Raw genomic sequence first — 22480 nt, forward strand, 5'->3', positions numbered from 1 at the left:
CATGCAGATAGACATCACACCCGGCGACGTCACGGTGGCGGCCATCAGCGGCAGCGTCGACAGCCTCACGGCGGAGCAGCTCATGCAGACGCTCGGCAAGGCGGTCAGCGACAACCAGGTGCGGCTGGTGGCGGATTTCAGCGCGGTGGTCTACACCAGCAGCGCCGGCTTGCGCGCGCTGCTGGCGACGCTCAAGGACGCCCGCCGCCAGGGCGGCGACTTCCGGCTCGCGGGCGTGCAGCCGGCGGTGCTGCGGGTGCTGGAGCTGTCGGGCTTCACCAGCATCCTCAAGCTCTATGGCGACGTCGGCTCCGCCGTCGCGAGCTTCGACGCCGAACTGCAATGACACCGCCCGATGGTGCCAAGGCGCGCAAGCGCATCGCCCTGGTGATCGGCTCGGGCAGCGTCAAGTGCGCGGCGGCGATCGGCATCCAGAGCGTGTTGAAGCGCGAGGGCTTCGAGCTCGACATGGTGGTCGGCTGCAGCGCCGGCGCGATCTATGCGGCCGTGATGGCGGCCGGGCACGACGCCACCGTGGCGGCCGAGATGACGAAAAGGCTGTGGACCAAGGAAGTGGCCAACCGGCGCAACACGCGGGCCCTGCTGCAGACCGTGGCGCCGCGCTGGCTGCGCTTCGACAAGGCGACCTTCGGGCTGCGCGACGACCGCGTGATCCAGCAGCGCCTGAAGACCGCCTTCGGCGACATGCGCATCGAGGACCTGCCGACGCCGCTGCACATCGCGGCCACCGATCTCGCCAACGGCGAGCAGGTGGTGCTGTCCTCGGGGCGGGTGGTCGACGCGGTGCGCGCCAGCATCGCGCTGCCCTTCGCCTTCTCGCCCTGGCGCATCGGCGACAAGCTGCTGATCGACGGCTTCCTGTCCGATCCGATGCCGATCGGCGTCGCCATCCGGCAGGGTGCCAACGTGATCGTGGCGGCGGGCTTCGAGAGCCCCTACCAGACGAGCATCCACTCGGCCGGGCGCTTCGCCTTCCAGCTCAGCGCGATCATGTCCAACAACCTGTTCAAGTCGAACTACGCCTTCCACAGCCTGGCGCACCACAGCGAGATCATCCCGATCATTCCGCGCTTCGAGGAGCGCGTGCGCCTGTTCGACACCGACAAGATCCCCTACATCATCGAAGCCGGTGAACGCGCCGCCGAGGAGCAGCTGCCCTACCTGCGTGCTCTGATGCAGCAGAGTTCCGAGCCGGCGGCGCACGCATGAAGCAGGGACACCCGGGTTTGCCGGAGCGCAGACGGCCCCGGGTGGCGGTGGTGATCGGCTCGGGCGGACTCAAGTGCGCGGCCGCGCTCGGCGTGCTCAAGGTGCTGCAGCGCGAAGGCATCGGCATCGACATGGCGATCGGCTGCAGCGGCGGCAGCTTCTTCGCCACCGCGATCGCGCTCGGCGCCGACGACATGGACGAGGTCGCCGTGCGCTTCGCGCGCGGCTGGAGCGGCACCTTCGGGCGCATCGGCTACCGGACCATGCTCAGTGCGCTGTTCCCGCGGCTGTTCGGCTTCGGGCATCGCTTCGCCCTGCTGGACGACCGGAAGGTGAACGCGGCGATCGAAGCCTTCACGCGTCAGCTCACCTTTGCCGACACCCGCATTCCGCTGCATCTCGCGGCCACCGATTACGCCAGCGGCGAGAAGGTGGTGCTCTCCCACGGCAAGCTGGCCGACGCGATCCGCGCCAGCATCGCGATCCCGCTGGTGCTGCCGCCGTGGCCGGTCGAAGGACGGCTGCTGTTCGATGGCGGCGCCTCGAACCCGGTACCGGTCGACATCGCGACCCGCGAGGGCTGCGACATCGTGATCGCGATGGGCTTCGAAGAGCCGGTGGACGGCCAGGTGCAGTCGGCGATGCAGCTGGCGCGGCGCGCGATCTCGATCTCGGTCAATCACTTCATCCGCTCCCAGTACGCGCTCTACAGCCTCACGCACCACGCCGAGGTGATTCCGATCCTGCCGGTGTTCGAGCGGCGCATCGGGCTGCGCGACCTCAGCGAACTGCCCTACATCATGGCGCTCGGCGAGCGCGCCGCGGAAGCCGAGATCCCCTACCTGCGGCGGCTGCTGGCGGCCGGAATGACGGCCATGGACCGCGAGCCGGGGAGGGCGCTGTGAACGCCACCGCGGTCGCCCCGGCGCGCGCCCTGGTGGTCGACGACAACGAGATGAACCGCGACGTGCTGTCGCGCCGGCTGCAGCGCAGCGGCCATGCGGTCGAGGTGGTCGACAGCGGCGAGCGCGCGCTGGCGCGGCTCAAGCTGCAGAACTTCGACCTGATCCTGCTCGACGTGATGATGCCCGGCATCGACGGCTACGAGGTGCTGGCCCGCCTCAAGCAGGACCCCGCGCTGCGCCACATCCCGGTGATCATGATCTCCGCGCTCGGCGAGACCGAGAGCGTCGTCCGCTGCCTGGCGCTGGGTGCCGACGACTACCTGACCAAGCCCTTCAATCCGCTGATCCTGCAGGCCCGGGTCGACGCCTGCCTGATCAAGAAGCGCATGCACGACGGCGAGATGCGGCATCTGCAGAGCATGGAGCGCGAGTTCGAGATCGGCCGCGCGATCCAGGCCGGCTTCTTGCCCGAGTCCTTGCCCGCGATGGCGGGCTGGGACGTCGCGGTGCGCTTCCGGCCGGCGCGCCAGGTGGCGGGCGACTTCTACGACCTCTTTGCGACCCAGTCCGGCGGCATCTTCATCGTCGTTGCCGACGTCTGCGACAAGGGCGTCGGCGCGGCGCTCTACATGGCGCTGTTCCGGACCCTGATCCGGGCCACCGCGAGCCAGCCCTTTCCCGAGGGCACCGATGCGACCGCGATCCTGCTGGCCACCGCCACGCTCACCAACGACTACATCGCGCGCATCCATGGCCGCGCGAACATGTTCGCCACCGCCTTCCTCGGCATCCTCGACGCCCGCACGGGCAGCCTGATGTACGTCAACGCCGGCCACGACCCGCCGCTGGTCGCCAGCGCCGAGGGAGGCCGGCGGCGGCTCGGCCTCACCGGGCCGGCGCTCGGCCTGCTGGCGGAGCAGCGCTTCACGGTCGGCATGACGCACCTGGGCGTGGGGGACCTGCTGCTGGGCTACACCGACGGCGTGGTGGAGTCGGTCGGCATCGAAGGCGCGTTCGGCGAGGCGCGCCTGCTGGAGGCCCTGCTCGACCTCCAGGGTTCGTCCGACCGCATGCTGCAGCGCATCGAGGCCGCTCTCGATGCCTTCGGCGACGGCGCCGAGGCTTCGGACGACATCACGATGGTGGCGTTGCGGCGCACCGCGGCGGCCCAGGCACTGTAGATCACGGCCTACGCGCGCCGGCGAGGGCGCCTTGCATTTCGACACAGGTGGCGTCTCTAGAATGGCACACCACGAGTTGAATGGAGCTTCACCCTTGCGCATCGCCACCATTGCCCTTGCCGCGGCAGCCACCTTCCCGGCCCTCGGGCAGGTCAACATCAATATCAACGTGCCCGGCGTGGTGCAGGTCGCGCCGCCTCCGCCGCGCTACGAAGTGATGCCCGGCCCGCGGCCGGGCCAGGTGTGGGTGCCGGGGCGCTGGGTCTGGAACGAGCGCGACTACGTCTGGCGCTCGGGCCGCTGGCAGCAGGCCCGCCCCGACTACGTCTATGCGCCGGGCCGCTGGGTGCAGGCCAATGGCGGCTGGCGCTGGGTCGACGACCAGTGGAAGCCGGGCAAGCCGCCGAAGCACGGCAAGCATGACAAGCATGGGCATGGGCACGATCACGACGATGACGGCTACCACTGCCCGCCGGGGCAGGCGAAGAAGGGGCGCTGCTAGGCCGCTTCGGCCGGGCTGCAGGGCCAAGGGATCCTAGCGCGCGAGCAGCAGGTAATCGAACAGCTGCGCGCCACCCGCGCCGCCCAGCGGCACCAGCAAGGCCTTGAAGAGGGGCTGATCGAAAAACCCCGCGAAGGCACCGGTCTGATTGCGCTTGACCGCCTCGATCAGCGCCTTGAAGGGTTCGACCAGGGCCGCATGCCGCGGTGAGCCGGTCAGCCAGCGCAGGTCCGCCTCCATGCGCTGCAGCGCGCTGGTACGCACCCGCTCCGCCGCGCTCTTGAGCAGCATGGCGATCACGATCAACCAGAGCAGGCAGGCGCCGGCCGCGACTGCGATCGGCAGGTTCAGCGACCAGTTGTCGAACAGGCGGCTCCGTGCCACGACCAGCATGGCCAGCACGACGAAGGGCCAGATCACCAATGGCGCGATCAGCTTGGTGCGTCTCGCCACCACCTGCACGTCGATCCAGTCGTCGAGCAAGCTGTGATGCGGCGTCCTGGCATCGGCCAGGGCCGGGCCGCGCGCTGCCGGGTCCGCCGCCAGGCCTTCGGTCCACAGCGCCACATGCTCCGGCCCCAGGGCCTGCGCGAATTGCTTGACGGTCTCCGGCGGGTAGCGGGTCCGGGCCCGGTCGAGGTGCCAGAGGAAGCGGCAGGTGAGCATGGTCGCGTCGGCCACCGCGACGATCAGCAGCGCGAGCAGCAGCACGCAGAGGCCGAGCGTCCAGCCGAACAGGGCGCGGTGCTCGGCGCCGCGAACCGGCACCACGGGAACCTGGCCATCATTGAAGACCAGGAACAGCGTGGCCGCCAACCCGACCGTGACCACATACCAGAAGAGCGTGCGCAGACCACGCCCCAGGGCCTGTCCGCGCTCGACATAGCCCCACCACAGGCTGCTGAAGTCCACCTCGTCCCGCGGGCGCTTCCAGCCGGCGATGCTCAGCTGTGCCCAGAGGCGCGCCAAGTCCCCACCGTCTGATGTGGCTGGCTGCTTCGCCGCGCGGTCGAGGGCCAGCCACCGCGTGTCCGGCGCCGTCGCGTCGAGCGTCTTCGACCAGGAATAGTCCAGCGCACAGGCGATGACGAACAAGGCCAGCAGATGGACCAGATGCGAGGGCCAGGCGCTCACGCCCTCCAACCATTCCACCGGCTCGCAATCCACGCAGGGTGCGGGATTCATCGCCCGCCAGGCCATCCAGGCCCAGGCAACCAGCAGCGCGCAAAGCGGGACTCCCACCGAGATCAGCCACCGGCGGGTCGTCACCCCGCTTCGATCCGGTTCGGGCGGCGCCGAGAATCGGCGGGCGGCGGCCGGAAAGAGCCCGAAAGCGGCAACGATGCCTGCCAGGGCGGTGATCACCAGGATGGAGATGAAGCCGAGGTGTCCCGGCTCGATGAGTTCGATCACCGAGCACAGCGCGAAGGCCAGCAACGCGAAGTGCAGCCCCACGATGAGCGCCGACGGCAGGCCGATGCCACGAACCGCAGCCGGGCCGGCCGCCGCCGGCAGAAGGGCCGAGCGGGCCCGCCGCAGCACTGGCGTGGAGGGCCAGATCAGCAGCACTGCAGCGAGCAGCGTGTACAGGGCGGCAGCGAGAGCGGCACGCGGGCCGTTGCTTTCGGTGAGCCGGGCCTCGAACGCGTAGCCGGCCAGCGGGACCGCGCGGCTGCGACCGATCTCGTAGACCGAAGGGGCATCGAGGACTTTCTGCGTGGCTCGGTCTTCGTCCTGCACGCAGCCCTTGTCCCGGCAGGCCGCGCGTCGCGCAGCGAGATAGGTCGCAGTCTGGTACATGTCGCGCATCGGCGGCGTGCCGGATTGCAGGCCGGCACGGCGCTCGAGAACCGGCGCTGCGCCGGCCGGCTCCCTGGGCTCGACACCCGTGGACGCGAGCTTCAGTGGCAGGCTCGATGCGACGATCAGGTTGCGCGTGAAGCTCATCGTGCGCGGATGCAGGTAGCGGGCATCCATGTCGGTGGTGAAGAAAACCTTGTCGGCAAAGGGTTCGTGCAGGGCCTGGAGCACCAGCAGCTTGTCATGCACGTCGCTGGCCAGGATGCCGATGCCGCTGATCGGCCCCTGCTTGCCCGGGGCTTCGCTGTCTTTCAGCCATGCGACCATGCGGCGCAAGTAGTCGAGCTGGTCTCTCGCCTCCGGCCATTCGATCGCCTGTGCGGCGCGGGTCGCCGCGTCGGCGGAACCGCCACCACGAGGCTCCTCCGATTTCTGCGCAGCATCGCGCGTGGTCACGCCGTCCAGGCCACGGAAAAAGTAGACGACCTCGAAGCTCAGGTCGTCGGTCAGCTCCGGCGAGTCGCGCAGCATCCGGAACTTGAGTTCGCTCACCAAGGCCTGGGCGTACAGCGAATCGCGCTCGGCGACCAGCACGATGCGGCGTCGACCGCCGCCGGCCGAGGAGGGCAGACGCAGCTGAAGCTCTTTCACGAAGCGCTTGAGCACCGTGCTGTCGGTCGCGACCATCCGCTTGAACCGCACTTCGGGCGGCAGCGTTGCCCCGAGGATCTCTCCGAACTTCGCGTTGAGGTGCTTCTGGAGCTTCTGCGTCTCGAGCTCCTCGAGCTGATTGTCGGCCGCAGTGGCCCCGGCGTTGAGGAATTCCGCCTGCGCCAGGTAGGCATAGCCGCGCCGGACCTTCCAATCCAGAGGCTGGCGCGTCTCCCCGGCATCATTTGCGACGGCGGCATCCTGTTCCGCCTTGGTGATGTCCGTCTTCAAGGCTTCCTGCGCGGCCGCCGGGCAGCCGTCGTAGATCTTCTTGAGGACTGCCGCCTGCTCCCGCGTCGGCGGGAGGGTCCTGCTCGCCCGCGTGAGGTCGGCCAGCGCGACGCGCAAGGCATCGGAGGACGATGGCCCGACGATCGCCAAGCGCGGGTGCTTGCACGGCACCTTCGCGAAGAGTTCATCGATCAGGCTTGCGAAAGAGTCGAGCTTGGGCGACTTGAGCGCGGCTTCGTCGATCCACAGCAAGGCCACCTGCGCAAAGCGGCTGCCTTCCTTCGCCGGTGCATCGCCGCGCAATTGCGGCCGCTCGGAAAGCAGCTCGTACGGAATCGTCAGCGCGCTGGGCGGCGCGTCAGGAGGATTGCGCGTGACGAACTGCAGCAGGCCGATGCGATCCGCGTTGTCGGACACATAGCCCTGCGACTGCAGGCCGGCCAGCAACGCATAGCGGGTCCGGCGCCGGTTTTCCTCGGCACCGACGAACGGGTTCCCCGGAACCAGCGCGGCGATGATCAGCGTCTCGTCACGATCGCCGTCGCGGTTCTTGTCGGCCAGACGGTCGGCAACGAAGCGTGCCGGTTCGCGCTGCTCGTGCGGATGCGTCGCCTGGCATTCGGGTGCGAGGTCACCCGCCGCGGAACCCTTCGGCGCGGCCTTCGCGCAGCGATCGGCGCGTTCGGTCTCGAAGCGCCGCAGGGCGAAGAACGGGTCCTCCCACAGCCGTGCGTCGATCTCCAGTTCGACGCCATCGGGCAACTGCGCGCGTTCCTTCTCGGGCGGCCGAAGCTGGTCGAAAGCGCGCGGCACCAGCAGCGTGCTGGACACCAGCGCCACCACGACGGCGATGCCCGCCCACGGAATGCTGGGGCTGGATGAGTCCGACATCGTTGCCTCTCCTCGTCGAAGGTCCTTTCAGGCCGACGCAGGTCCCGGCAACGGACCCCGCGCAGGCCTTGCGGATGGAGGCGCAGCGAGCAGACACACGCCTTGCATCGCACTCTAGCCGTCGCATCGCCGCGTTCAACCCCAAGACGGGTGAGGCCAGGGCGCTCGATGGAGGCAGGCCCTAGTGATGGGTGGCCTGGGTCTCGCTCGGGAGTTCGTGAAAGCGGGCCTTGTAATAGGCCGCCAGACGTCCCGCATGGCCAAAGCCGAACTCCAGCGCGGCGGCCGTGATGCTCACGTCGGGTTGCAGCAAGAGCTTGGATCGAAGCGCTTCGAGGCGCATGTTGCGCAGCAGCTCCATCGGCGACATGCCGTGGAATCGTCGACACAGCACATTGAGGGTGCGCTCGCTGACGCAGCCCGCCCGCGCCAGGTCGTACAGCGAGACAGGCGCGCCCAGGCGCAGGCGCATGTAGTCGAGCACGAGTTCCATGCGTCGCTCGCCGTCGGCCAGCGCGAGGCGGTCCACGCCATCGCCGTGCGGCAGGGACAGATCGCCTTTCATGCCGCTGGACGTCTCGGCCGGGTGGTGGGCCGCGAGGAACAGGGCCACGCTGCGTTCGAAATGCGAGACCCACGCGGGATTCAGCGCCACATCGCTCGGAATCGACAGCACGCCCAGCAGCGAACGCATGAGCAGGGTCCACTGCGGGCCCAGCAGCCGTGGGACCAGGAATGCGGAACTCCTGGGCAGGTCTTCTTCTGCGACCGCGGGCGACACCTCGCGCAACAGGGCGTTGGGCACCTTGAGCAGCAGCCGCTCCGAACCGGCCAGGCAGTGCAGCCGCAGCGAGCGGCGGGGCGACACGAACACCGCGCGGCCTTCGGGCACATGGAGTCGGCAGTCGTCGATGTCGATTTCGGCGCCGCCGCGAAGCGACATGTGGACCAGCGAGAAATCGTCGAAGGTGCTCGACTCGACGCTCACCTCCGCGCCGTAGCGCATGAGGTACATCTGCATGCGATCGAACTCGCCCTTGTACATCGACGTGCTGACCATGCCTCGCCCCCACTTCAAGGCGTGATCGGTCAGCTCGGCGCTGAGCTCGCCATGCGATGGCGCGTGCTCGTCCGACTGGAGAACGCAGTTCCGGAAAAGGGGTGACAGGTCGGCCGCATGCAATGCCGCCGGGCTCCGTGGATCGCGAGCTTGCATCGTGAGGGTGTTGCCGTGAGGGTCAACGGACGCAAATTTTCTGCCCGCCCGAATGCTCCGTGATCGGTGAATACCCCCGAATCCGCGATCCATGGACCGTGTGGCTTGCCCGCAGGGGACGGACAGTCCGTGGCTGCCGGCGCGCAGGAACTGGATAGTCGTCTGCATGTGCGCTTCATAGACTTGCCTCCTCGCCGCAAAGGAGTGCCCCTCAGTGGAAAAGACCAGATCGACCGAGCTTGCAACAGCCGACGGCACTCCAGTCATCGATGAAGAGGATGCGCCGGCATGCACCGGCCGGTCGCGAACCCTCACGCGCACGGCTTGCGAAGAGGAGGCGGAACGCATCGATGCACTATGGGTCGCAGCGTGCCGCCATCAGGCGCAACTGCATGAAGAAGTGCTGGCCAGAGAGCGCCATGCAAACCAGGCGTAGCCGCCTATTCGGACCTGGCCTGCGTTTGCCGCGGAAGTTCGCCGAAGCGGTCGAAGTAGTAGGCCGAGAAGCGGCCCAGGTGCCCGAAGCCGAAGGTCAGGGCGGTCTCGGTGATGCTCAGATCAGGCTGGGCCCGGAGCCGTGAACGGACGGCGTCCAGACGCAGGTTGCGCAGCAGCTCCATCGGCGTGACGCCGTGCTGGCGGTGGCAGAGTTCGTTGATCGTGCGGATGCTGACCCCGGCGGCGCTGGCCATGTCCTCGAGCGACAAGGGGGCGCCGAGGCGCGCGTCCATGTACTCGAGCAGCATGTTCATCCGCCGCGAGTCGCCCGCGCCGAGCACCGCGTCCTTCAGCTGACCCGGCTGGACCACCTGCAAGCCGAGCGTTGAAGCCTGGGCGCTTCCGCGGACCTGATGGGACAAGAGGAACAGCGCCGCATTGTGTTCGAAATGATCGAGCCAGGTCTTGTCCAGCGCCGCCTCGGCGGGCAAGGACATCGCGTTCAGGAGCGAGTGCATGATCAGGTCCCACTGCGTGCCGAGCCGACGGTCGAGGAGATAGCCGGGCGTGAGTTCCGGCTTCTCGCCCTCGTCGAGAAGCGCCAGTTCGCGCAACAGGACATGCGGCACCTTCAGGATCAGCTGCTGCGTGCCGGGGTACCAGCGCAGCCGCACGTGCTGCTTCGGTGTCAGCACCCCGGTCCTGCCTTCCGCGATCACCAGCTTCTGCCCGTCGACCTCGATCTCGGCGCCGCCCGAGAGCGAGGTGTGCACCAGAGTGAAGTCATCGAAGGGGTTCGGCGTGACCTCCACTTCGGCGCCGTAGCGCAGGAGGTACATGCTGAGGCGGTTCAGGCTGCCCTTGAACATCGCCACGTCGGGCATGCCGCTCTTCCAGCGCAGCAGATGGTCGGCGAGTTCGCGGCTGACGTGGTCGTGCGCGTCGACCCGCTCGTCGGACCTGAACAGACAATTGCGGTACAGCGGCGACAGCAGGTCGGCCTTGGTCGACAGGGGCATCGTTGGGGCACTCCACCGTGAAATCCGGACACCGGTCCGAAGAAGCCGGTTGCCTGGGAACTGGCCGATATTCTTACAGCCGGCAAAGGCTGCGAGAACCGGATGGAACCCGCGTCATGAGGCCCATCTGCAAGAAACGGATGGACCGGCGTGCATGTTTCGCAAGCCGTGGATGGCCTTTGGCGGTGGCGCGAACCCTCGACCGATCCATCAGCGCTGGCCCAGGGCCCCTGCCACCCACTGGCACAGCGGGCTGGATGCATGCTCGAAGCCATGGATCGCGGAGAAGTGATGCGCGCCGGCTTGCGCTGTCAGCTCGGAGCGGTTTCCGGCCTTTGACCATGCGGCATGAAAGCTCGCGGCCTGGCGAGCGAACTCCTCGGACTCGGCGCCGCCCCAGGTGACCAGGGCCGGCGTGGCGCAGGGGCGCACCGCGAACAGCGGCGAACACTGCTGGACCGTCCGCTCATCGAGCTGGATCAACGGCTGGAGGTAGCTGTAGCGCAGCGGCTCGAGGTCATAGAGGCCGCTCACCAGCACCGCCGCGGCGATCGGGTCGCGCGGCAGCCCGTATTCTTCCGCCCACCGGGTCTGGAGGCACATCGCCGCCAGATGGCCGCCCGCCGAATGGCCGCCGACCGCGATGCGGCGCGGGTCGCCGCCGTGCCGGTCGATGTTCCGCACGACCCAGGCGACCGCGGCCCGCGCCTGGCGGGTGATCTCGTCGATGCGCACCTTGGGGCAGAGCGAGTAGTTGATCACGACCGTCGTCACGCCGCAGCCCTGCAGCCCGAGCGCGACGCAGCTGAACTCCTTCGACGTGTTGGCGCGCCAGTAGCCGCCATGGATGAAGACGAACACGGGCGCGTCCGGACGATCGGCGGGGAAGATGTCCAGCGTCTCGTCGAGGGTGGGGCCGAAGGGGATGTCCAGGGTGCACCGCAGCCGCTCGCGGGCGAACGCGCTGCGCTCGATGAAGTGGCGCGCCTCGGCCGCCGGATCGGCCACCCATTGCTGCGTACCGTACTGGGCGTCGATCTGCGCCTGCTGCGTGAAGTCGCGATAGAGGGGGGGCATCCACATGGTCCGGTTCTCTGTTGGTGGCACAGGGGTTCGTCGTTCGCCGGCAGTCTAGGGAGATGCGGGCGCAGAGGGCTATCCGAAATCTGCGCGGCGGCCGCCGGACGCCATCCACAACTTGCTGATGCACCACGCGTGATTCAGCTCAGGCGCGCATCGACCGGCGCTAGCGAAGGCGGCAGGTCCGAATAGCCCAGCGCCTCGAGCGCATCGATCTCGATGGTGCGGCAGAGTGCGTGCAAGGGCAGGTGGTGCGCTTCGGTGCCGAATGGCTCCTCGATCTCGTCGCCGACGGCGGCCAGCCCGAAGAAGGTGTAGGCCACGAAGGCCACCACGACCGGCGTCACGTAGCCCGTCAAGTCGACCAGGCCGAAGGGCAGGAAGAAGCAGAACAAGGTCGCGGTCCGGTGGAGCAGGAGCGTGTAGACGAAAGGGATCGGGGTCGAGCGGATCCGCTCGCAGCCCGCGGCGACGGCCGTCATGCCGGACAGCGTCTCATCGAGCTGCGCGGCGAGTCGAGGGTCGATGCGTCCTGTGCGCACCGCCACACCCAGGTCGTCGCCCATGCGGCGAAGCAGGTACGACGTTCCATTGCGTGCCTTCGCGAAGGCCGTTGCCTCGGCGGCGTCGAGGAAGGACCTGACATCGGCCTGCGGCGCACTGCCCCGCAGCTGGTGGCGCAAGGCATGTGCGAACGCGATGCTGCGGCGGACCAGCGTCACCCGCACATCGCTGCAGCCATCACCCGCCGCGAGAGGGTCCGGGTCCGCGATGAGACTCTGCGCCTGCCTCGCAAGGCTGCGCGACCGGTGGATCAGTTCACCCCAGAGCTTGCGCGCTTCCCAGTAGCGGTCGAAGGCCGCGCTGTTGCGAAAGCCCAGGAAGATGGACAGCGCGAGTCCGATGATCGAGAAGGGCACCGCGGTCAGCGTGACCTTCCAGTCGAACAGGTAGCCGCGCGACAGCGTCACGGCGATGGCCAGCGCGGTGCATGTCGCCACCGCGGGCGCGATGCGCCGGAGCACCGAGCCCTTGAGAACGAAGAACAGCCGAATGCCGTGAGGGCGCTGCAGAACGATCATGCGAAATCCGTCGCTCGGGTGTTGCGGGGCACGAAATTCTGCATCGCGCCGCGGTCGCGTGAAGGACGTCGGACCCTTCTGCCGCTGGCTTCCGCAAGAAGCGGACAGTCGCGGGCAGGGATCTCGCAAGCCGCGAACGGTGGTCGCCGTGCATTGCAAGATTCGGATCCGCGGCGGCCATCGCTCGGCAGATTGCGGATAGATCGAAAGAGGTCGTCTTCCTAGACTCAGCTCCACATCGAAAGACCCGCGTGGTCCCCCGATGAACACCACGAGAAAAACGGAGACAGGTCTGTGAGCTACAACATTGCGCTCAATTTCGAGGATGGCGTGACGCGCTTCATCCAGTGCAGCGGCACGGAGTCGGTGGTCGATGCGGCCTACCGCCAGGGCATCAACATCCCGATGGATTGCCGGGAAGGCGCCTGCTCGACCTGCAAGTGCCGGATCGAGTCCGGCGACTACTCGCTCGGCGACTACATCGAGGACGCACTCAGCAAGGACGAGGCCGACAACGGCTATGCACTGGCCTGCCAGATGCGACCCAAAGCCGATTGCGTGGTGCTCGTGCCGACCGATTCGACCGCCTGCAACACCAGGCAGGAGAGCTACGAGACCGAGATCGTCGAGGTCCGGAAGCTCTCGGACAGCACCTTCAGCCTGGTGCTGCGCGGCGCGGGACTGAAGACGCTCAGCTTCCTCCCCGGCCAGTACGCGAACCTCCAGGTGCCCGGCGAAGAGCAGCGACAGCGTGCGTACTCGTTCAGCTCGCTCGCAGCCGGCAGCGACACCGTGTCCTTCCTGATCCGCAACGTGCCCGGCGGACTCATGAGCGGCTTTCTGAGCCAGCGTGCGAAGCCCGGCGTCGGCCTCTCGCTGACCGGCCCCTTCGGCAGCTTCTACCTGCGCTCGATCCAGCGCCCGATGCTGATGCTGGCGGGCGGCACCGGGCTCGCGCCTTTCCTCGCGATGCTGGACAAGATCGCCGCGGCCGGCGGCAGCGCCCACCCGATCCATCTGCTCTACGGCGTCAACATGGACCGCGACGTGGTCGAGACGGACAAGCTGGAAGCGTTCACGAAGCAGATCCCGAACTTCAGCTATGCAGTGTGTGTGGTGGATGCCAACAGCGAGCTGCCGAGGAAGGGCTATGTCACGCACCATATCGAGCCCGCGCACCTCAACGAGGGTGAAGTCGACATCTACCTCTGCGGCCCGCCGCCGATGGTCGAGGCGGTCGCCAACCACCTGCGCGACGTGAACCTCAAGTCGGCCTCGTTCCACTTCGAGAAGTTCGCCGCAAGCATCGGCTAGCGCGCTCCTCCCATCCCATTCAAGCAAGGCGCATCGATGAACGTCGCGATCGATTTCGCGTGGGACGACCGCTTCCTGGTCGGTCACCCCGCCATGGACGACACGCACCACGAGTTCGTCGAACTCGTGAATGCGATGCTGGGCGCCGGCGAGAAGGACTTCGCCTGCCTCCTGGACGCGTTCGCGTCGCACGTCGAGGCGCACTTCGCGTCCGAAGAGACGCTGATGGACCGCTACGGCTTCCCGGCACGGGATTGCCACGTGGACGAGCACGAGCGCGTGCTGGCGTCGGTGCGGGAGGTCCGGGCGCTGGTCGCCGATGGCGACGTGGAGACCGGCCGCGCGCTGGCCCGGGCACTGGCCGACTGGTTCCCCGGCCATACCGACTACATGGATTCGGCGCTCTCGACCTGGATCACGAAGAAGGTCGCCGACGGCGCGCCCGTGGTCCTGCGCAGGTCGATGAAGCACAGCTGAAGCGCCTGCAACTATTCATCAACGGAGACACCATGTCGATTGCAAGATCAGCGAATGATTGGCGAGAGTTCATCTCGGGATGCCTGGACTTTCGTCCGGAAGAGAACATCTATCGGGTGGCACGCGCCATGTTCACAGAGCCCGAGCTGTTCGAGCTCGAGATGGAGATGGTCTTCGAGAAGAACTGGATCTACGCCTGTCACGAGAGCGAGATCAGCAAGCCCAACAACTTCGTGACCATGAAGGCGGGGCGGCAGCCCCTGATCATCACACGCGACAGCAACGGCCAGCTCAACGCGCTCGTCAACGCCTGCGCGCACCGCGGGGCGACCCTGACGCGCGTCAGCCGCGGCCACCAGTCGACCTTCGTCTGCTCGTTCCACGCCTGGACCTTCCGCTCCGACGGCAAGCTGCTGAAGGTGAAGGCCCCATCGGAGTACCCGGAGGGCTTCGATCTCTCGCAGCGCAATCTCAAGAAGGCGCGCATCGCGAGCTACAAGGGCTTCGTCTTCGTGAACCTCGACAACGAAGGCAGCATGTCGCTGGAGGACTACCTCGGAGATGCCAAGGTCTTTCTCGACCTCATGGTCGCGCAGTCGCCGACCGGCGAACTCGAGGTGCTGCCGGGCAAGGGCCACTACACCTTCGCGGGCAACTGGAAGCTGCAGAACGAGAACGGCCTCGACGGCTACCACGTGAGCACGGTGCACTACAACTACGTGGCCACGGTGACGCACCGCGCGGAGATCAACGCAAAGAAGGGCGCGGCGGACGCCAACACGCTCGACTACCGCAAGCTCGGGGTGGGCGACGACGCCACGGACGATGGATGGTTCTCCTTCCCCAACGGCCACAGCGTGCTCTTCAGCGAGATGCCGAACCCGGAGGTCCGCCCCGGCTATGCCACGGTGATGCCCCGGCTGATCAGGGAGTACGGCCAGCAGAAGGCCGAATGGATGATGCACCGGCTGCGCAATCTGAACATCTATCCGAGCCTGTTCTTCATGGACCAGATCAGCTCGCAGCTGCGCATCATCCGGCCGGTGGCCTGGAACAAGACCGAGATCCTGAGCCAGTGCATCGGCGTCAAGGGCGAGTCCGACGCCGACCGCGAGAACCGCATCCGCCAGTTCGAGGACTTCTTCAACGTCTCGGGCATGGGTACGCCCGACGACCTGACCGAGTTCCGTGAAGCGCAGCGCGGTTTCCAGGGCCGCATGGAGAAGTGGAACGACATCTCGCGCGGCTGCGACAAGTGGATCAAGGGCAGCACGGCAAACGCCGAGACGCTCGGGATCCGCCCGGTGCTGACGGGCAGCGAACTCACGCATGAAGGCCTCTACGCCAACCAGCACGGCGCCTGGCGCGATGCGCTGCTCAGGGGCCTCGACATCAAGAGCCGCGACGCGGAAGGAGCAAAGCAATGACGGGCGACCTGCAACAGAGCGTGGAGCAGTTTCTCTATCGCAAGGCGGACCTGTGCGACCGCCGCGAATGGGTGGACTACCTGGAGCTCTTCGACGAGGAGTCCGAGCTCCATATTCCCCAATGGGACTCGGAGCATGTCTACACCACCGATCCCAAGCGCGGCATGTCGCTGATGTACTACGCGAACCGCGCCGGCCTGGAGGACCGCGTGTTCCGCATCGGCACCGGCAAATCCGCCGCTTCGACGCCGATGCCGCGCACGCTGCACCTGGTCACCAACGTCGCGATCCAGGAAGTCTCCGATTCCCAGCTCGAGGCGAAGGCCAAGTGGGTGACGCATGTCTACCGCTTCGGCCAGTCGTCGACCTTCCACGGCGACGTCACCTACCGACTCAGGCCCGCAGGCTTCAGCTGGGTGATCCTGAAGAAGCATGTCGTGATCCACAACGACACCATCGATTCGGTGCTGGACTTCTATCACGTCTGACCCAGCCCGCACCCTTCAGAACGACCACCAAGGAGACATACATGCGTCAAATCGACGTCCACAGACTATCCGACGAATCGCGCTTCAACAGCTTCCATGGGCTCGTGCTGTTCTGGTGCGCGCTGATCATCGTGTTCGACGGCTATGACCTCGCGGTGATGGGCATCGCGTTGCCGTCGATCATGAAGGACATGAATGTCGACCCGACCAGCGCCGGGTTCATGGTGAGCGCGGCGCTGTTCGGGATGATGTTCGGCGCCATCACGCTCGGAACGCTGGCCGATCGCATCGGTCGCCGGCGCACGATCGCGATCTGCATCGCCCTGTTCAGCGTGTTCACCGCGGCCGCGGGTCTTGCGAAGGATCCGATCACCTTCAGTGTGGTCCGGTTCCTGGCGGGTCTGGGGATCGGCGGCGTCATGCCCAACGTGATCGCGCACATGACGGAGTTCGCGCCCCGCAAGATCCGCAGCATCATGGTCACGCTGATGTTCAGCGGCTACTCGGTGGGCAGCATCCTGGCCGCTCTGCTGGGCAAGGGGCTGATCGAGACTTATGGATGGCAATCGGTGTTCCTGGCCGCCGGTGCGCCCGTGCTGCTGATCCCGATCATCCTGAAGTCGATGCCGGAATCGATGCCCTACCTGCTTGCGAAGGGCCGCACCAGCGAACTGAAGGGGATCGCGTCGCGGCTCGATCCGAGCTACATACCGCGCACCGACGACCAGTTCATGGTCCCGGCCGCGGACAAGATCGACAGCGCGCCGATCCGCCACCTGTTCACCGAAGGCCGCGGCTTCAGCACGATCATGTTCTGGATCGCCACCTTCATGTGCCTGTTCATGGTGTACGCGCTGAGCTCGTGGCTCACGCGGCTGATGATCACGGCGGGCTACAGCCTGGGATCGGCGCTGTCCTTCGTGCTGGCGCTCAATGCCGGCGCGATCGCAGGCGCGATCGGCGGCGGCCTGCTGGCCGACCGGTTCCACATCAAGTACGTGCTGATCTGCATGTACGCGGTGGCCGCGGTGTCGATCGCCCTGCTGGGCTACAGGATGTCGACCGAGCTGCTGTATGTGTTCGTGGCGCTGACAGGTGCCTGCACGATCGGCACCCAGATCGTGAGTTCGGCCTACATCGGCCAGTTCTACCCGATGTCCGTGAAGTCGACCGGCATCGGCTGGGCGCTGGGCGTCGGCCGCAGCGGAGCCATCCTGGCGCCGATCATCATCGGTTCGCTGGTGGCGATGCAGCTGCCGCTCGAGAAGAACTTCCTGGCGATCGCAGTGCCGGCGGTCATCGCAGCCGTGGCCATGATGCTCGTGAACCATTCGCGCTCGGCATCGGCCCAGCACGAAGCGGCTGCCCGCGGCGACGCCTTGCCAGAGCCGCTGCAGCCGCGCCCGGCGAGCGCGCGGCACTAGGCCGGCAAAGCGCCCCGGCATGCCCTACCGCATCACGATCACCAACACCGCCGAAAGCTACACCTGCGCCGGGGAGGACAACCTGCTCAAGGCCATGGAACAGCTTCGCCGCAAGGGCATCCCGGTCGGTTGCCGCAACGGGGGCTGCGGGGTTTGCAAGGTGCGGGTGCTGCAGGGGGACTGCGTGATGAACAAGATGAGCCGCGCGGCGGTGAGCGAGGAAGAGCAGCGGCAGGGCCATGCACTGGCGTGCCGCGTGCAGCCCCGCAGCGACATGCAGGTGGAAGTGGTGGGAAGGATGGCGCGAGCCGTCGAGTCCCGCAGAAGTACGTCCTTCAGCTTCGATTTCAGGAGCGAGGGGCGGATGAAGCAATCAGACAAGGAGAACTAGATGGCAATCACAGGCGTTCTGCGCCCGGGACACGTCGCGATGCGCGTGCTCGAACTCAAGCCGGCGCTCAAGCACTATGTCGATGTCCTCGGCCTGGTGGAAACCGGCCGCGACGACAAGGGCCGGGTCTATCTGAAGGCCTGGGACGAGATCGACCATCACAGCGTGGTTCTGCGCGAGGCCGACGAGGCGGGCCTGGACTACATGGGTTGGAAGGTAGCCTCGGCGGCGACGCTCCAGCGCCTCGCTGCCGAGGTGGAGGCCTCGGGCCTGGCCAGCGACATGGCGTGGATTCCCGCGGGCGAGCACCCGGAGACCGGCGAGCGCTTCCGCTTCACCGTGCCCACGGGCCACGTGATGGAGCTGTATGCCGACAAGGGCAAGGTCGGCAACGGTTGCGGCACCGACGGCCCGGACATCAACCCCGACCCGTGGCCCGATGGCCTCAAGGGCATCGCGCCCTCGCGCTTCGACCACTGCCTGCTCTATGGCGACGACCTCGACGGCACCGTCAAGCTGTTCACCGAGGTGCTCGGCTTCAGCGTCGCCGAGCGCGTGATGACGAGCGCCGACAAGAACTTCATGATCGCCGCCTTCCTGAGCTGTTCGAACAAGGCGCACGACGTCGCCTTCATCCGCCAGCCGGTGAAGGGCAAGCTGCACCACGCATCCTTCGAGCTCGGCAGCTGGGAGAAGGTGCTGCGCGCGGCCGACATCCTTTCGCGCACCAAGACCTCGATCGATCTGGGACCCACGCGGCACGGCATCACGCGCGGCGAGACCATCTACTTCTTCGACCCCTCGGGCAACCGCAACGAGGTGTTTTCGGGCGGCTACATCTTCTACCCCGACAAGCCGGCCATCACCTGGTTCGACGAGACGCTCGGGCCGGCGATCTTCTACCACGACCGCCAGCTCAACGAGGCCTTCCTGTCGGTGTTCACCTGATGAAGAAGGCTGTCACACAGGCGGTCATCGACTGGGAAGCCGCCATGGCCGCGGCATCGGGGGCGGCGCGCTGGGCCGAGGAGGCCGGCATCCGGGTCAACGTCGCGGTGGTCGACGCGGGAGGCAACCTGGCGGCCTTCGTTCGCATGCCGGGCGCCTTCCTTCATTCGATCGACATCGCGATCGACAAGGCCTACACGGCGGCCGGCTTCGGCTTGCCGACCAGCGCCTGGACCGAGGCGCTCGCCACCCACTCGGGCGCGGTGCGAGAGGGGATCCCGCTGCGGCCCCGGATGGTGTGCTTCGGCGGCGGACTGCCGCTGCGCCACGAAGGGCAGGTCATCGGCGGCATCGGCGTCTCCGGCGGTTCGGAGCACGAGGACGAGACCTGCGCGCGCGCCGGTCTGCATGCGGTCGACTTGGAGATTTGAAAGGACGGACATGAAAGAGATCAAGAACTTCATCAACGGCGAATTCGCCACCAACCTGAGCGGCAAGGTGTTCGAGAAGCGCACGCCGATCGACAACTCGCTGGTCGGCAAGGTCTACGAGGCCGGCCGGCCCGAAGTGGACGCTGCCGTGAACGCCGCGCATGCGGCGCTCGAAGGCGACTGGGGCAGGCTCTCGGTCAATGACCGGGTCAAGCTGCTCGACGGCGTGGCCGACGAGATCAACAACCGCTTCGACGACTTCCTGCAGGCCGAGATCGCCGATACCGGCAAGCCGGTGCACCTGGCCTCCCACGTCGACATCCCGCGCGGCGCGGCCAACTTCAAGATCTTCGCGGACACGATCAAGAATGCCTCGACCGAGTCGTTCCGCATGGCCACGCCCGACGGCAAGGACGCGCTGAGCTACGCGGTGCGCGTGCCGCGCGGCGTGATCGCGGTCGTGTGCCCGTGGAACCTGCCGCTGCTGCTCATGACCTGGAAGGTCGGGCCGGCGCTCGCTTGCGGCAACACGGTGGTGGTCAAGCCCTCGGAGGAAACCCCCAGCACCGCGACGCTGCTCGGCGAGGTGATGAACAAGGTCGGCGTGCCCAAGGGGGTCTACAACGTCGTGCACGGCTTCGGCCCCGACTCGGCCGGCGCCTTCCTGACTTCGCATCCGCGGGTCAACGGCATCACCTTCACCGGCGAGACCGGCACCGGCACCGCGATCATGAAAGCGGGAGCCGAAGGGATCCGGCCGGTGTCGCTCGAACTCGGCGGCAAGAACGCGGCGCTGGTGTTCGCGGACTGCGATTTCGAGGTGGCGGTCAACACCGTGACGCGCTCGGTCTTCGAAAACTGCGGCCAGGTCTGCCTCGGCACCGAGCGGGTCTATGTCGAGCGACCGATCTTCGAGAAGTTCGTCAACGCGCTCAAGGCCAAGGCCGAGGGCATGAAACCCGGACGCCCCGACGACCCGGCGACGAAGATCGGGCCGCTGGTGAGCCAGGAACATCGCGCCAAGGTGCTGTCGTACTACGAGCGTGCACGCGAAGAGGGCGCGACCGTGGTCACCGGCGGCGGCATCCCCGACATGCCGATCGACCTGCGGGAAGGCGCCTGGGTCCAGCCCACCATCTGGACCGGACTGCCCGAGACCGCCGCGGTGGTGCGCGAGGAGATCTTCGGCCCGTGCTGCCACATCCAGCCCTTCGACACCGAGGACGAAGTGGTGCGCATGGCCAACGACACGCCATACGGCCTGGCGACCTCCATCTACACCAGCGACCTGGGCCGCGCCAACCGCCTGGCCGTGCGCATCGATGTCGGGCTGTGCTGGATCAACAGCTGGTTCCTGCGCGACCTGCGCACCGCCTTCGGCGGTTCCAAGCAGTCGGGCATCGGCCGCGAAGGCGGCGTGCACTCGCTCGAGTTCTACACCGAGCTGCGCAACATCATGGTCAAGTACTGAGGGAGACGAGCCAATGGAAGCCAGGAAGATTCAGGGCTACGGCGACGCGCTGTACGAAGCGCTGCTGAGCTGCAAGGCGATCGCTCCGATCACCGAACGCGAACCCGACATCACGATCGAGGACGCCTATCAGATCCAGCTGCGCATGATCCAGCGCCGCATCGACGCCGGGGAGACCGTGGTCGGCAAGAAGATCGGCGTCACCAGCAAGATCGTGATGGACATGCTGCAGGTCGACCAGCCCGACTTCGGCCAGCTGCTGTCGGCGATGGTCTTCAACGAGGGCGAGCCGGTGCTCGTCGACAGCCTCATCGCGCCGAAGGCCGAGGCCGAGGTGGCGTTCCTGCTCAAGCGCGACCTCGAAGGGCCGGGAGTGACCGCCGCCGACGTGCTGCGCGCCACGGAATGCGTGATGCCCTGCTTCGAGATCGTCGATTCGCGCATCAAGGACTGGAAGATCAGGATCCAGGACACGGTCGCCGACAACGCCTCGTGCGGGGTGCTCACGCTCGGCGGCCAGCGGCGCAGCCCGCGCGACCTCGACCTGGCGCTCGCCGGCATGGTGCTGGAGAAGAACGGCGAGGTCATCAGCACCTCCACCGGCGCCTCGGTGCAGGGCTCGCCGGTCAACGCCGTGGCCTGGCTCGCGAACACGCTCGGCCGCCTGGGCATCGGCCTGAAGGCCGGTGAAATCATTCTCTCGGGCTCGCAATCGCCCCTGGTGCCGGTGAAGGCCGGCGACAGCCTCCACTGCAGCGTCGGTGGCCTGGGCGGCACTTCGGTGCGATTCATCTGAAGCAAGGACATCAACAACATGACCACCCTGGACAAGAGCGAGATCACCCGGCTCGCCGAACTTCTCGAGGCCGCGGAACTGCAGGCGCGCGACGTCACCAAGATCACCGACGACTACCCCGGCATGGACTGGAGCGATGCCTATGCGATCCAGGACGAACTGCGCCGGCTCAAGGAGAGCCGCGGCCACAGGATCGTCGGCCTGAAGGCCGGGCTGACCTCCTTCGCCAAGATGAAGCAGATGGGCGTGACCAGCCCGGTGTTCGGCTTCGTCGCCGACTACATGGCGCGGCTCGACGGCGGCGAGATCGTGACCTCCGAGCTGATCCATCCGAAGGTCGAGGCCGAGATCTGCATCGTCACCAAGGCGCCGCTCAAGGGTCCCGGCTGTCACGTCGCCGCGGTCATGGCCGCCACCGACTTCGTGATTCCGGCGGTCGAGGTGATCGACTCGCGCTACCGCGACTTCAAGTTCGACCTCAAGAGCGTGATCGCCGACAACACCTCCGCCTCGCGCTTCGTGATCGGCGGGCGCATGCGCGAGTTGGCCGCGCTCGACCTGCGCACGCTGGGCGTGGTGCTCGAGAAGAATGGCGAGGTCGTCAGCATGGCCGCGGGCGCGGCGGTGCTCGGACAGCCGCTGGCCGCCGTCGCGATGCTGGCCAACCACCTCGGCGAGCGAGGCCAGGAGATCCCGGCCGGCACCTTCATCATGACCGGCGGCGTCACCGAAGCGATCGCGGTGGAGGCCGGCGACAGCGTGGCAGTCCGCTTCCAGGACCTGGGCACGGTCTCGATGCGCTTCGTCTGAGCCGGAGGAACACAGCGCCATGCCGTTCGCACAGATCCACATGATCGAAGGCCGCACCGAGGAACAGAAGCGCGCCGTGATCGAGAAGGTCACGCAGGCCCTGGTGGACGCCATCGACGCGCCCAAGGCCAACGTGCGCGTCTGGATCCACGAGGTGCCCAGGGAAAACTGGGGCATTGCCGGCGAGACGGCCAAGTCGCTCGGTCGCTGAGCTTCT

Annotated in this window: 23 protein-coding genes; 18 read left to right on the plus strand and 5 right to left on the minus strand. The window is 67.1% G+C overall.

Going from position 1 to position 22480, the window contains the following annotated elements; genetic code table 11:
- Position 1 precedes the first annotated feature (1 nt).
- The 5 genes from QTI45_RS28035 to QTI45_RS28055 all read left to right on the plus strand — a co-directional run bounded on the left by QTI45_RS28035 (position 2) and on the right by QTI45_RS28055 (position 3818).
- Positions 2-346 (plus strand): STAS domain-containing protein, encoded by a 345-nt coding sequence (locus QTI45_RS28035; RefSeq protein ID WP_286371631.1) that lies wholly within the window; start codon positions 2-4, stop codon positions 344-346.
- Positions 343-1230 (plus strand): patatin-like phospholipase family protein, encoded by an 888-nt coding sequence (locus QTI45_RS28040; RefSeq protein ID WP_286656670.1) that lies wholly within the window; start codon positions 343-345, stop codon positions 1228-1230. The genes QTI45_RS28035 and QTI45_RS28040 overlap by 4 nt, the downstream gene beginning before the upstream one ends.
- Entirely contained in the window at positions 1227-2135 is a 909-nt protein-coding gene (locus QTI45_RS28045; protein WP_286656671.1) for a patatin-like phospholipase family protein, read from the plus strand. The genes QTI45_RS28040 and QTI45_RS28045 overlap by 4 nt, the downstream gene beginning before the upstream one ends.
- The gene (locus QTI45_RS28050; RefSeq protein WP_286656672.1) at positions 2132-3316 is read left to right on the plus strand and encodes a PP2C family protein-serine/threonine phosphatase; all 1185 of its coding nucleotides are present in this window, start codon (positions 2132-2134) and stop codon (positions 3314-3316) included. Before QTI45_RS28045 ends, QTI45_RS28050 begins: the two co-directional genes overlap by 4 nt.
- A 94-nt stretch (positions 3317-3410) precedes the next feature.
- Positions 3411-3818: a YXWGXW repeat-containing protein gene (locus QTI45_RS28055; RefSeq protein WP_286656673.1), complete on the plus strand. Its 408-nt coding sequence runs from the start codon at positions 3411-3413 to the stop codon at positions 3816-3818.
- Between the two features lie 33 nt (positions 3819-3851).
- On the opposite strand, the gene QTI45_RS28060 is transcribed toward QTI45_RS28055, so the two are convergent.
- Both QTI45_RS28060 and QTI45_RS28065 read right to left on the minus strand, forming a co-directional pair.
- Positions 3852-7451, minus strand: a complete 3600-nt coding sequence (locus QTI45_RS28060; protein ID WP_286656674.1) for a hypothetical protein — start codon at positions 7449-7451, stop codon at positions 3852-3854.
- Between the two features lie 181 nt (positions 7452-7632).
- Positions 7633-8934, minus strand: a complete 1302-nt coding sequence (locus QTI45_RS28065) for an AraC family transcriptional regulator (protein WP_353621337.1) — start codon at positions 8932-8934, stop codon at positions 7633-7635.
- Here QTI45_RS28065 and QTI45_RS28070 point away from each other — a divergent pair.
- Positions 8882-9103 carry a hypothetical protein gene (locus tag QTI45_RS28070; protein WP_286656676.1) on the plus strand — a complete coding sequence of 74 codons (222 nt, stop codon included), beginning with the start codon at positions 8882-8884 and terminating at the stop codon, positions 9101-9103. The two genes, QTI45_RS28065 and QTI45_RS28070, sit on opposite strands and share 53 nt — an antisense overlap.
- Before the next feature lie 4 nt (positions 9104-9107).
- Here QTI45_RS28070 and QTI45_RS28075 read toward each other — a convergent pair whose 3' ends face one another.
- From QTI45_RS28075 to QTI45_RS28085, 3 genes are all read right to left on the minus strand, one after another.
- On the minus strand, positions 9108-10124 hold the full coding sequence (locus tag QTI45_RS28075; protein ID WP_286656677.1) for an AraC family transcriptional regulator: 1017 nt from the start codon (positions 10122-10124) through the stop codon (positions 9108-9110).
- A 210-nt stretch (positions 10125-10334) separates the two neighbouring features.
- Entirely contained in the window at positions 10335-11207 is an 873-nt protein-coding gene (locus QTI45_RS28080) for an alpha/beta hydrolase (protein WP_286656678.1), read from the minus strand.
- A 137-nt stretch (positions 11208-11344) separates the two neighbouring features.
- The gene (locus QTI45_RS28085) at positions 11345-12286 is read right to left on the minus strand and encodes a bestrophin family protein (protein ID WP_286656679.1); all 942 of its coding nucleotides are present in this window, start codon (positions 12284-12286) and stop codon (positions 11345-11347) included.
- Positions 12287-12580: 294 nt separating this feature from the next.
- Here QTI45_RS28085 and benC point away from each other — a divergent pair, with 294 nt between their 5' ends.
- The 12 genes from benC to thmT are packed head-to-tail and all read left to right on the plus strand — an operon-like array spanning position 12581 to position 22474.
- Entirely contained in the window at positions 12581-13600 is a 1020-nt protein-coding gene (benC, locus tag QTI45_RS28090) for a benzoate 1,2-dioxygenase electron transfer component BenC (RefSeq protein WP_286656680.1), read from the plus strand.
- Positions 13601-13636: 36 nt separating this feature from the next.
- On the plus strand, positions 13637-14077 hold the full coding sequence (locus QTI45_RS28095; RefSeq protein ID WP_286656681.1) for a bacteriohemerythrin: 441 nt from the start codon (positions 13637-13639) through the stop codon (positions 14075-14077).
- 32 nt (positions 14078-14109) lie between these two features.
- Entirely contained in the window at positions 14110-15504 is a 1395-nt protein-coding gene (gene antA / locus QTI45_RS28100) for an anthranilate 1,2-dioxygenase large subunit (RefSeq protein ID WP_286656682.1), read from the plus strand.
- Positions 15501-15992, plus strand: coding sequence for an anthranilate 1,2-dioxygenase small subunit (gene antB / locus QTI45_RS28105; protein ID WP_286371645.1), 492 nt, complete (start codon positions 15501-15503; stop codon positions 15990-15992). The genes antA and antB overlap by 4 nt, the downstream gene beginning before the upstream one ends.
- 41 nt (positions 15993-16033) lie before the next feature.
- Positions 16034-17416, plus strand: coding sequence for an MFS transporter (locus tag QTI45_RS28110; protein WP_286656683.1), 1383 nt, complete (start codon positions 16034-16036; stop codon positions 17414-17416).
- Positions 17417-17435: 19 nt separating this feature from the next.
- A complete protein-coding gene (locus QTI45_RS28115; protein ID WP_286656684.1) occupies positions 17436-17807 on the plus strand; it encodes a 2Fe-2S iron-sulfur cluster-binding protein in 372 nt (123 codons plus the stop codon).
- A complete protein-coding gene (locus tag QTI45_RS28120; RefSeq protein WP_286656685.1) occupies positions 17808-18755 on the plus strand; it encodes a catechol 2,3-dioxygenase in 948 nt (315 codons plus the stop codon). It abuts the gene before it with no gap.
- Positions 18755-19186, plus strand: a complete 432-nt coding sequence (locus QTI45_RS28125) for a GlcG/HbpS family heme-binding protein (protein WP_286656686.1) — start codon at positions 18755-18757, stop codon at positions 19184-19186. Before QTI45_RS28120 ends, QTI45_RS28125 begins: the two co-directional genes overlap by 1 nt.
- A 10-nt stretch (positions 19187-19196) precedes the next feature.
- Positions 19197-20657 carry a 2-hydroxymuconic semialdehyde dehydrogenase gene (locus QTI45_RS28130; RefSeq protein ID WP_286656687.1) on the plus strand — a complete coding sequence of 487 codons (1461 nt, stop codon included), beginning with the start codon at positions 19197-19199 and terminating at the stop codon, positions 20655-20657.
- 13 nt (positions 20658-20670) lie between these two features.
- Positions 20671-21453 (plus strand): 2-oxopent-4-enoate hydratase, encoded by a 783-nt coding sequence (dmpE, locus tag QTI45_RS28135; protein ID WP_286371651.1) that lies wholly within the window; start codon positions 20671-20673, stop codon positions 21451-21453.
- Between the two features lie 18 nt (positions 21454-21471).
- Positions 21472-22263 carry a 2-oxo-3-hexenedioate decarboxylase gene (gene dmpH, locus QTI45_RS28140; protein ID WP_286656688.1) on the plus strand — a complete coding sequence of 264 codons (792 nt, stop codon included), beginning with the start codon at positions 21472-21474 and terminating at the stop codon, positions 22261-22263.
- 19 nt (positions 22264-22282) lie between these two features.
- Positions 22283-22474, plus strand: coding sequence for a 2-hydroxymuconate tautomerase (thmT, locus tag QTI45_RS28145; protein WP_286371653.1), 192 nt, complete (start codon positions 22283-22285; stop codon positions 22472-22474).
- Positions 22475-22480: the final 6 nt, after the last annotated feature.

It is taken from the genome of Variovorax saccharolyticus (genome assembly GCF_030316765.1).
Classification (GTDB): Bacteria; Pseudomonadota; Gammaproteobacteria; order Burkholderiales; family Burkholderiaceae_C; genus Variovorax; species Variovorax saccharolyticus.

Excerpts from the sequence above, each read along its gene's own strand:
- QTI45_RS28035 (WP_286371631.1), top strand. The coding sequence starts at position 2 with ATGCAGATAGACATCACACCCGGCGACGTCACGGTGGCGGCCATCAGC.
- QTI45_RS28040 (WP_286656670.1), top strand. The coding sequence starts at position 343 with ATGACACCGCCCGATGGTGCCAAGGCGCGCAAGCGCATCGCCCTGGTG.
- QTI45_RS28045 (WP_286656671.1), top strand. The coding sequence starts at position 1,227 with ATGAAGCAGGGACACCCGGGTTTGCCGGAGCGCAGACGGCCCCGGGTG.
- QTI45_RS28060 (WP_286656674.1), bottom strand. The coding sequence starts at position 7,451 with ATGTCGGACTCATCCAGCCCCAGCATTCCGTGGGCGGGCATCGCCGTC.
- QTI45_RS28065 (WP_353621337.1), bottom strand. The coding sequence starts at position 8,934 with ATGACTGGAGTGCCGTCGGCTGTTGCAAGCTCGGTCGATCTGGTCTTT.
- QTI45_RS28075 (WP_286656677.1), bottom strand. The coding sequence starts at position 10,124 with ATGCCCCTGTCGACCAAGGCCGACCTGCTGTCGCCGCTGTACCGCAAT.
- QTI45_RS28080 (WP_286656678.1), bottom strand. The coding sequence starts at position 11,207 with ATGTGGATGCCCCCCCTCTATCGCGACTTCACGCAGCAGGCGCAGATC.
- QTI45_RS28085 (WP_286656679.1), bottom strand. The coding sequence starts at position 12,286 with ATGATCGTTCTGCAGCGCCCTCACGGCATTCGGCTGTTCTTCGTTCTC.
- QTI45_RS28095 (WP_286656681.1), top strand. The coding sequence starts at position 13,637 with ATGAACGTCGCGATCGATTTCGCGTGGGACGACCGCTTCCTGGTCGGT.
- antA (WP_286656682.1), top strand. The coding sequence starts at position 14,110 with ATGTCGATTGCAAGATCAGCGAATGATTGGCGAGAGTTCATCTCGGGA.
- antB (WP_286371645.1), top strand. The coding sequence starts at position 15,501 with ATGACGGGCGACCTGCAACAGAGCGTGGAGCAGTTTCTCTATCGCAAG.
- QTI45_RS28110 (WP_286656683.1), top strand. The coding sequence starts at position 16,034 with ATGCGTCAAATCGACGTCCACAGACTATCCGACGAATCGCGCTTCAAC.
- QTI45_RS28115 (WP_286656684.1), top strand. The coding sequence starts at position 17,436 with ATGCCCTACCGCATCACGATCACCAACACCGCCGAAAGCTACACCTGC.
- QTI45_RS28120 (WP_286656685.1), top strand. The coding sequence starts at position 17,808 with ATGGCAATCACAGGCGTTCTGCGCCCGGGACACGTCGCGATGCGCGTG.
- QTI45_RS28125 (WP_286656686.1), top strand. The coding sequence starts at position 18,755 with ATGAAGAAGGCTGTCACACAGGCGGTCATCGACTGGGAAGCCGCCATG.
- QTI45_RS28130 (WP_286656687.1), top strand. The coding sequence starts at position 19,197 with ATGAAAGAGATCAAGAACTTCATCAACGGCGAATTCGCCACCAACCTG.
- dmpE (WP_286371651.1), top strand. The coding sequence starts at position 20,671 with ATGGAAGCCAGGAAGATTCAGGGCTACGGCGACGCGCTGTACGAAGCG.
- dmpH (WP_286656688.1), top strand. The coding sequence starts at position 21,472 with ATGACCACCCTGGACAAGAGCGAGATCACCCGGCTCGCCGAACTTCTC.
- thmT (WP_286371653.1), top strand. The coding sequence starts at position 22,283 with ATGCCGTTCGCACAGATCCACATGATCGAAGGCCGCACCGAGGAACAG.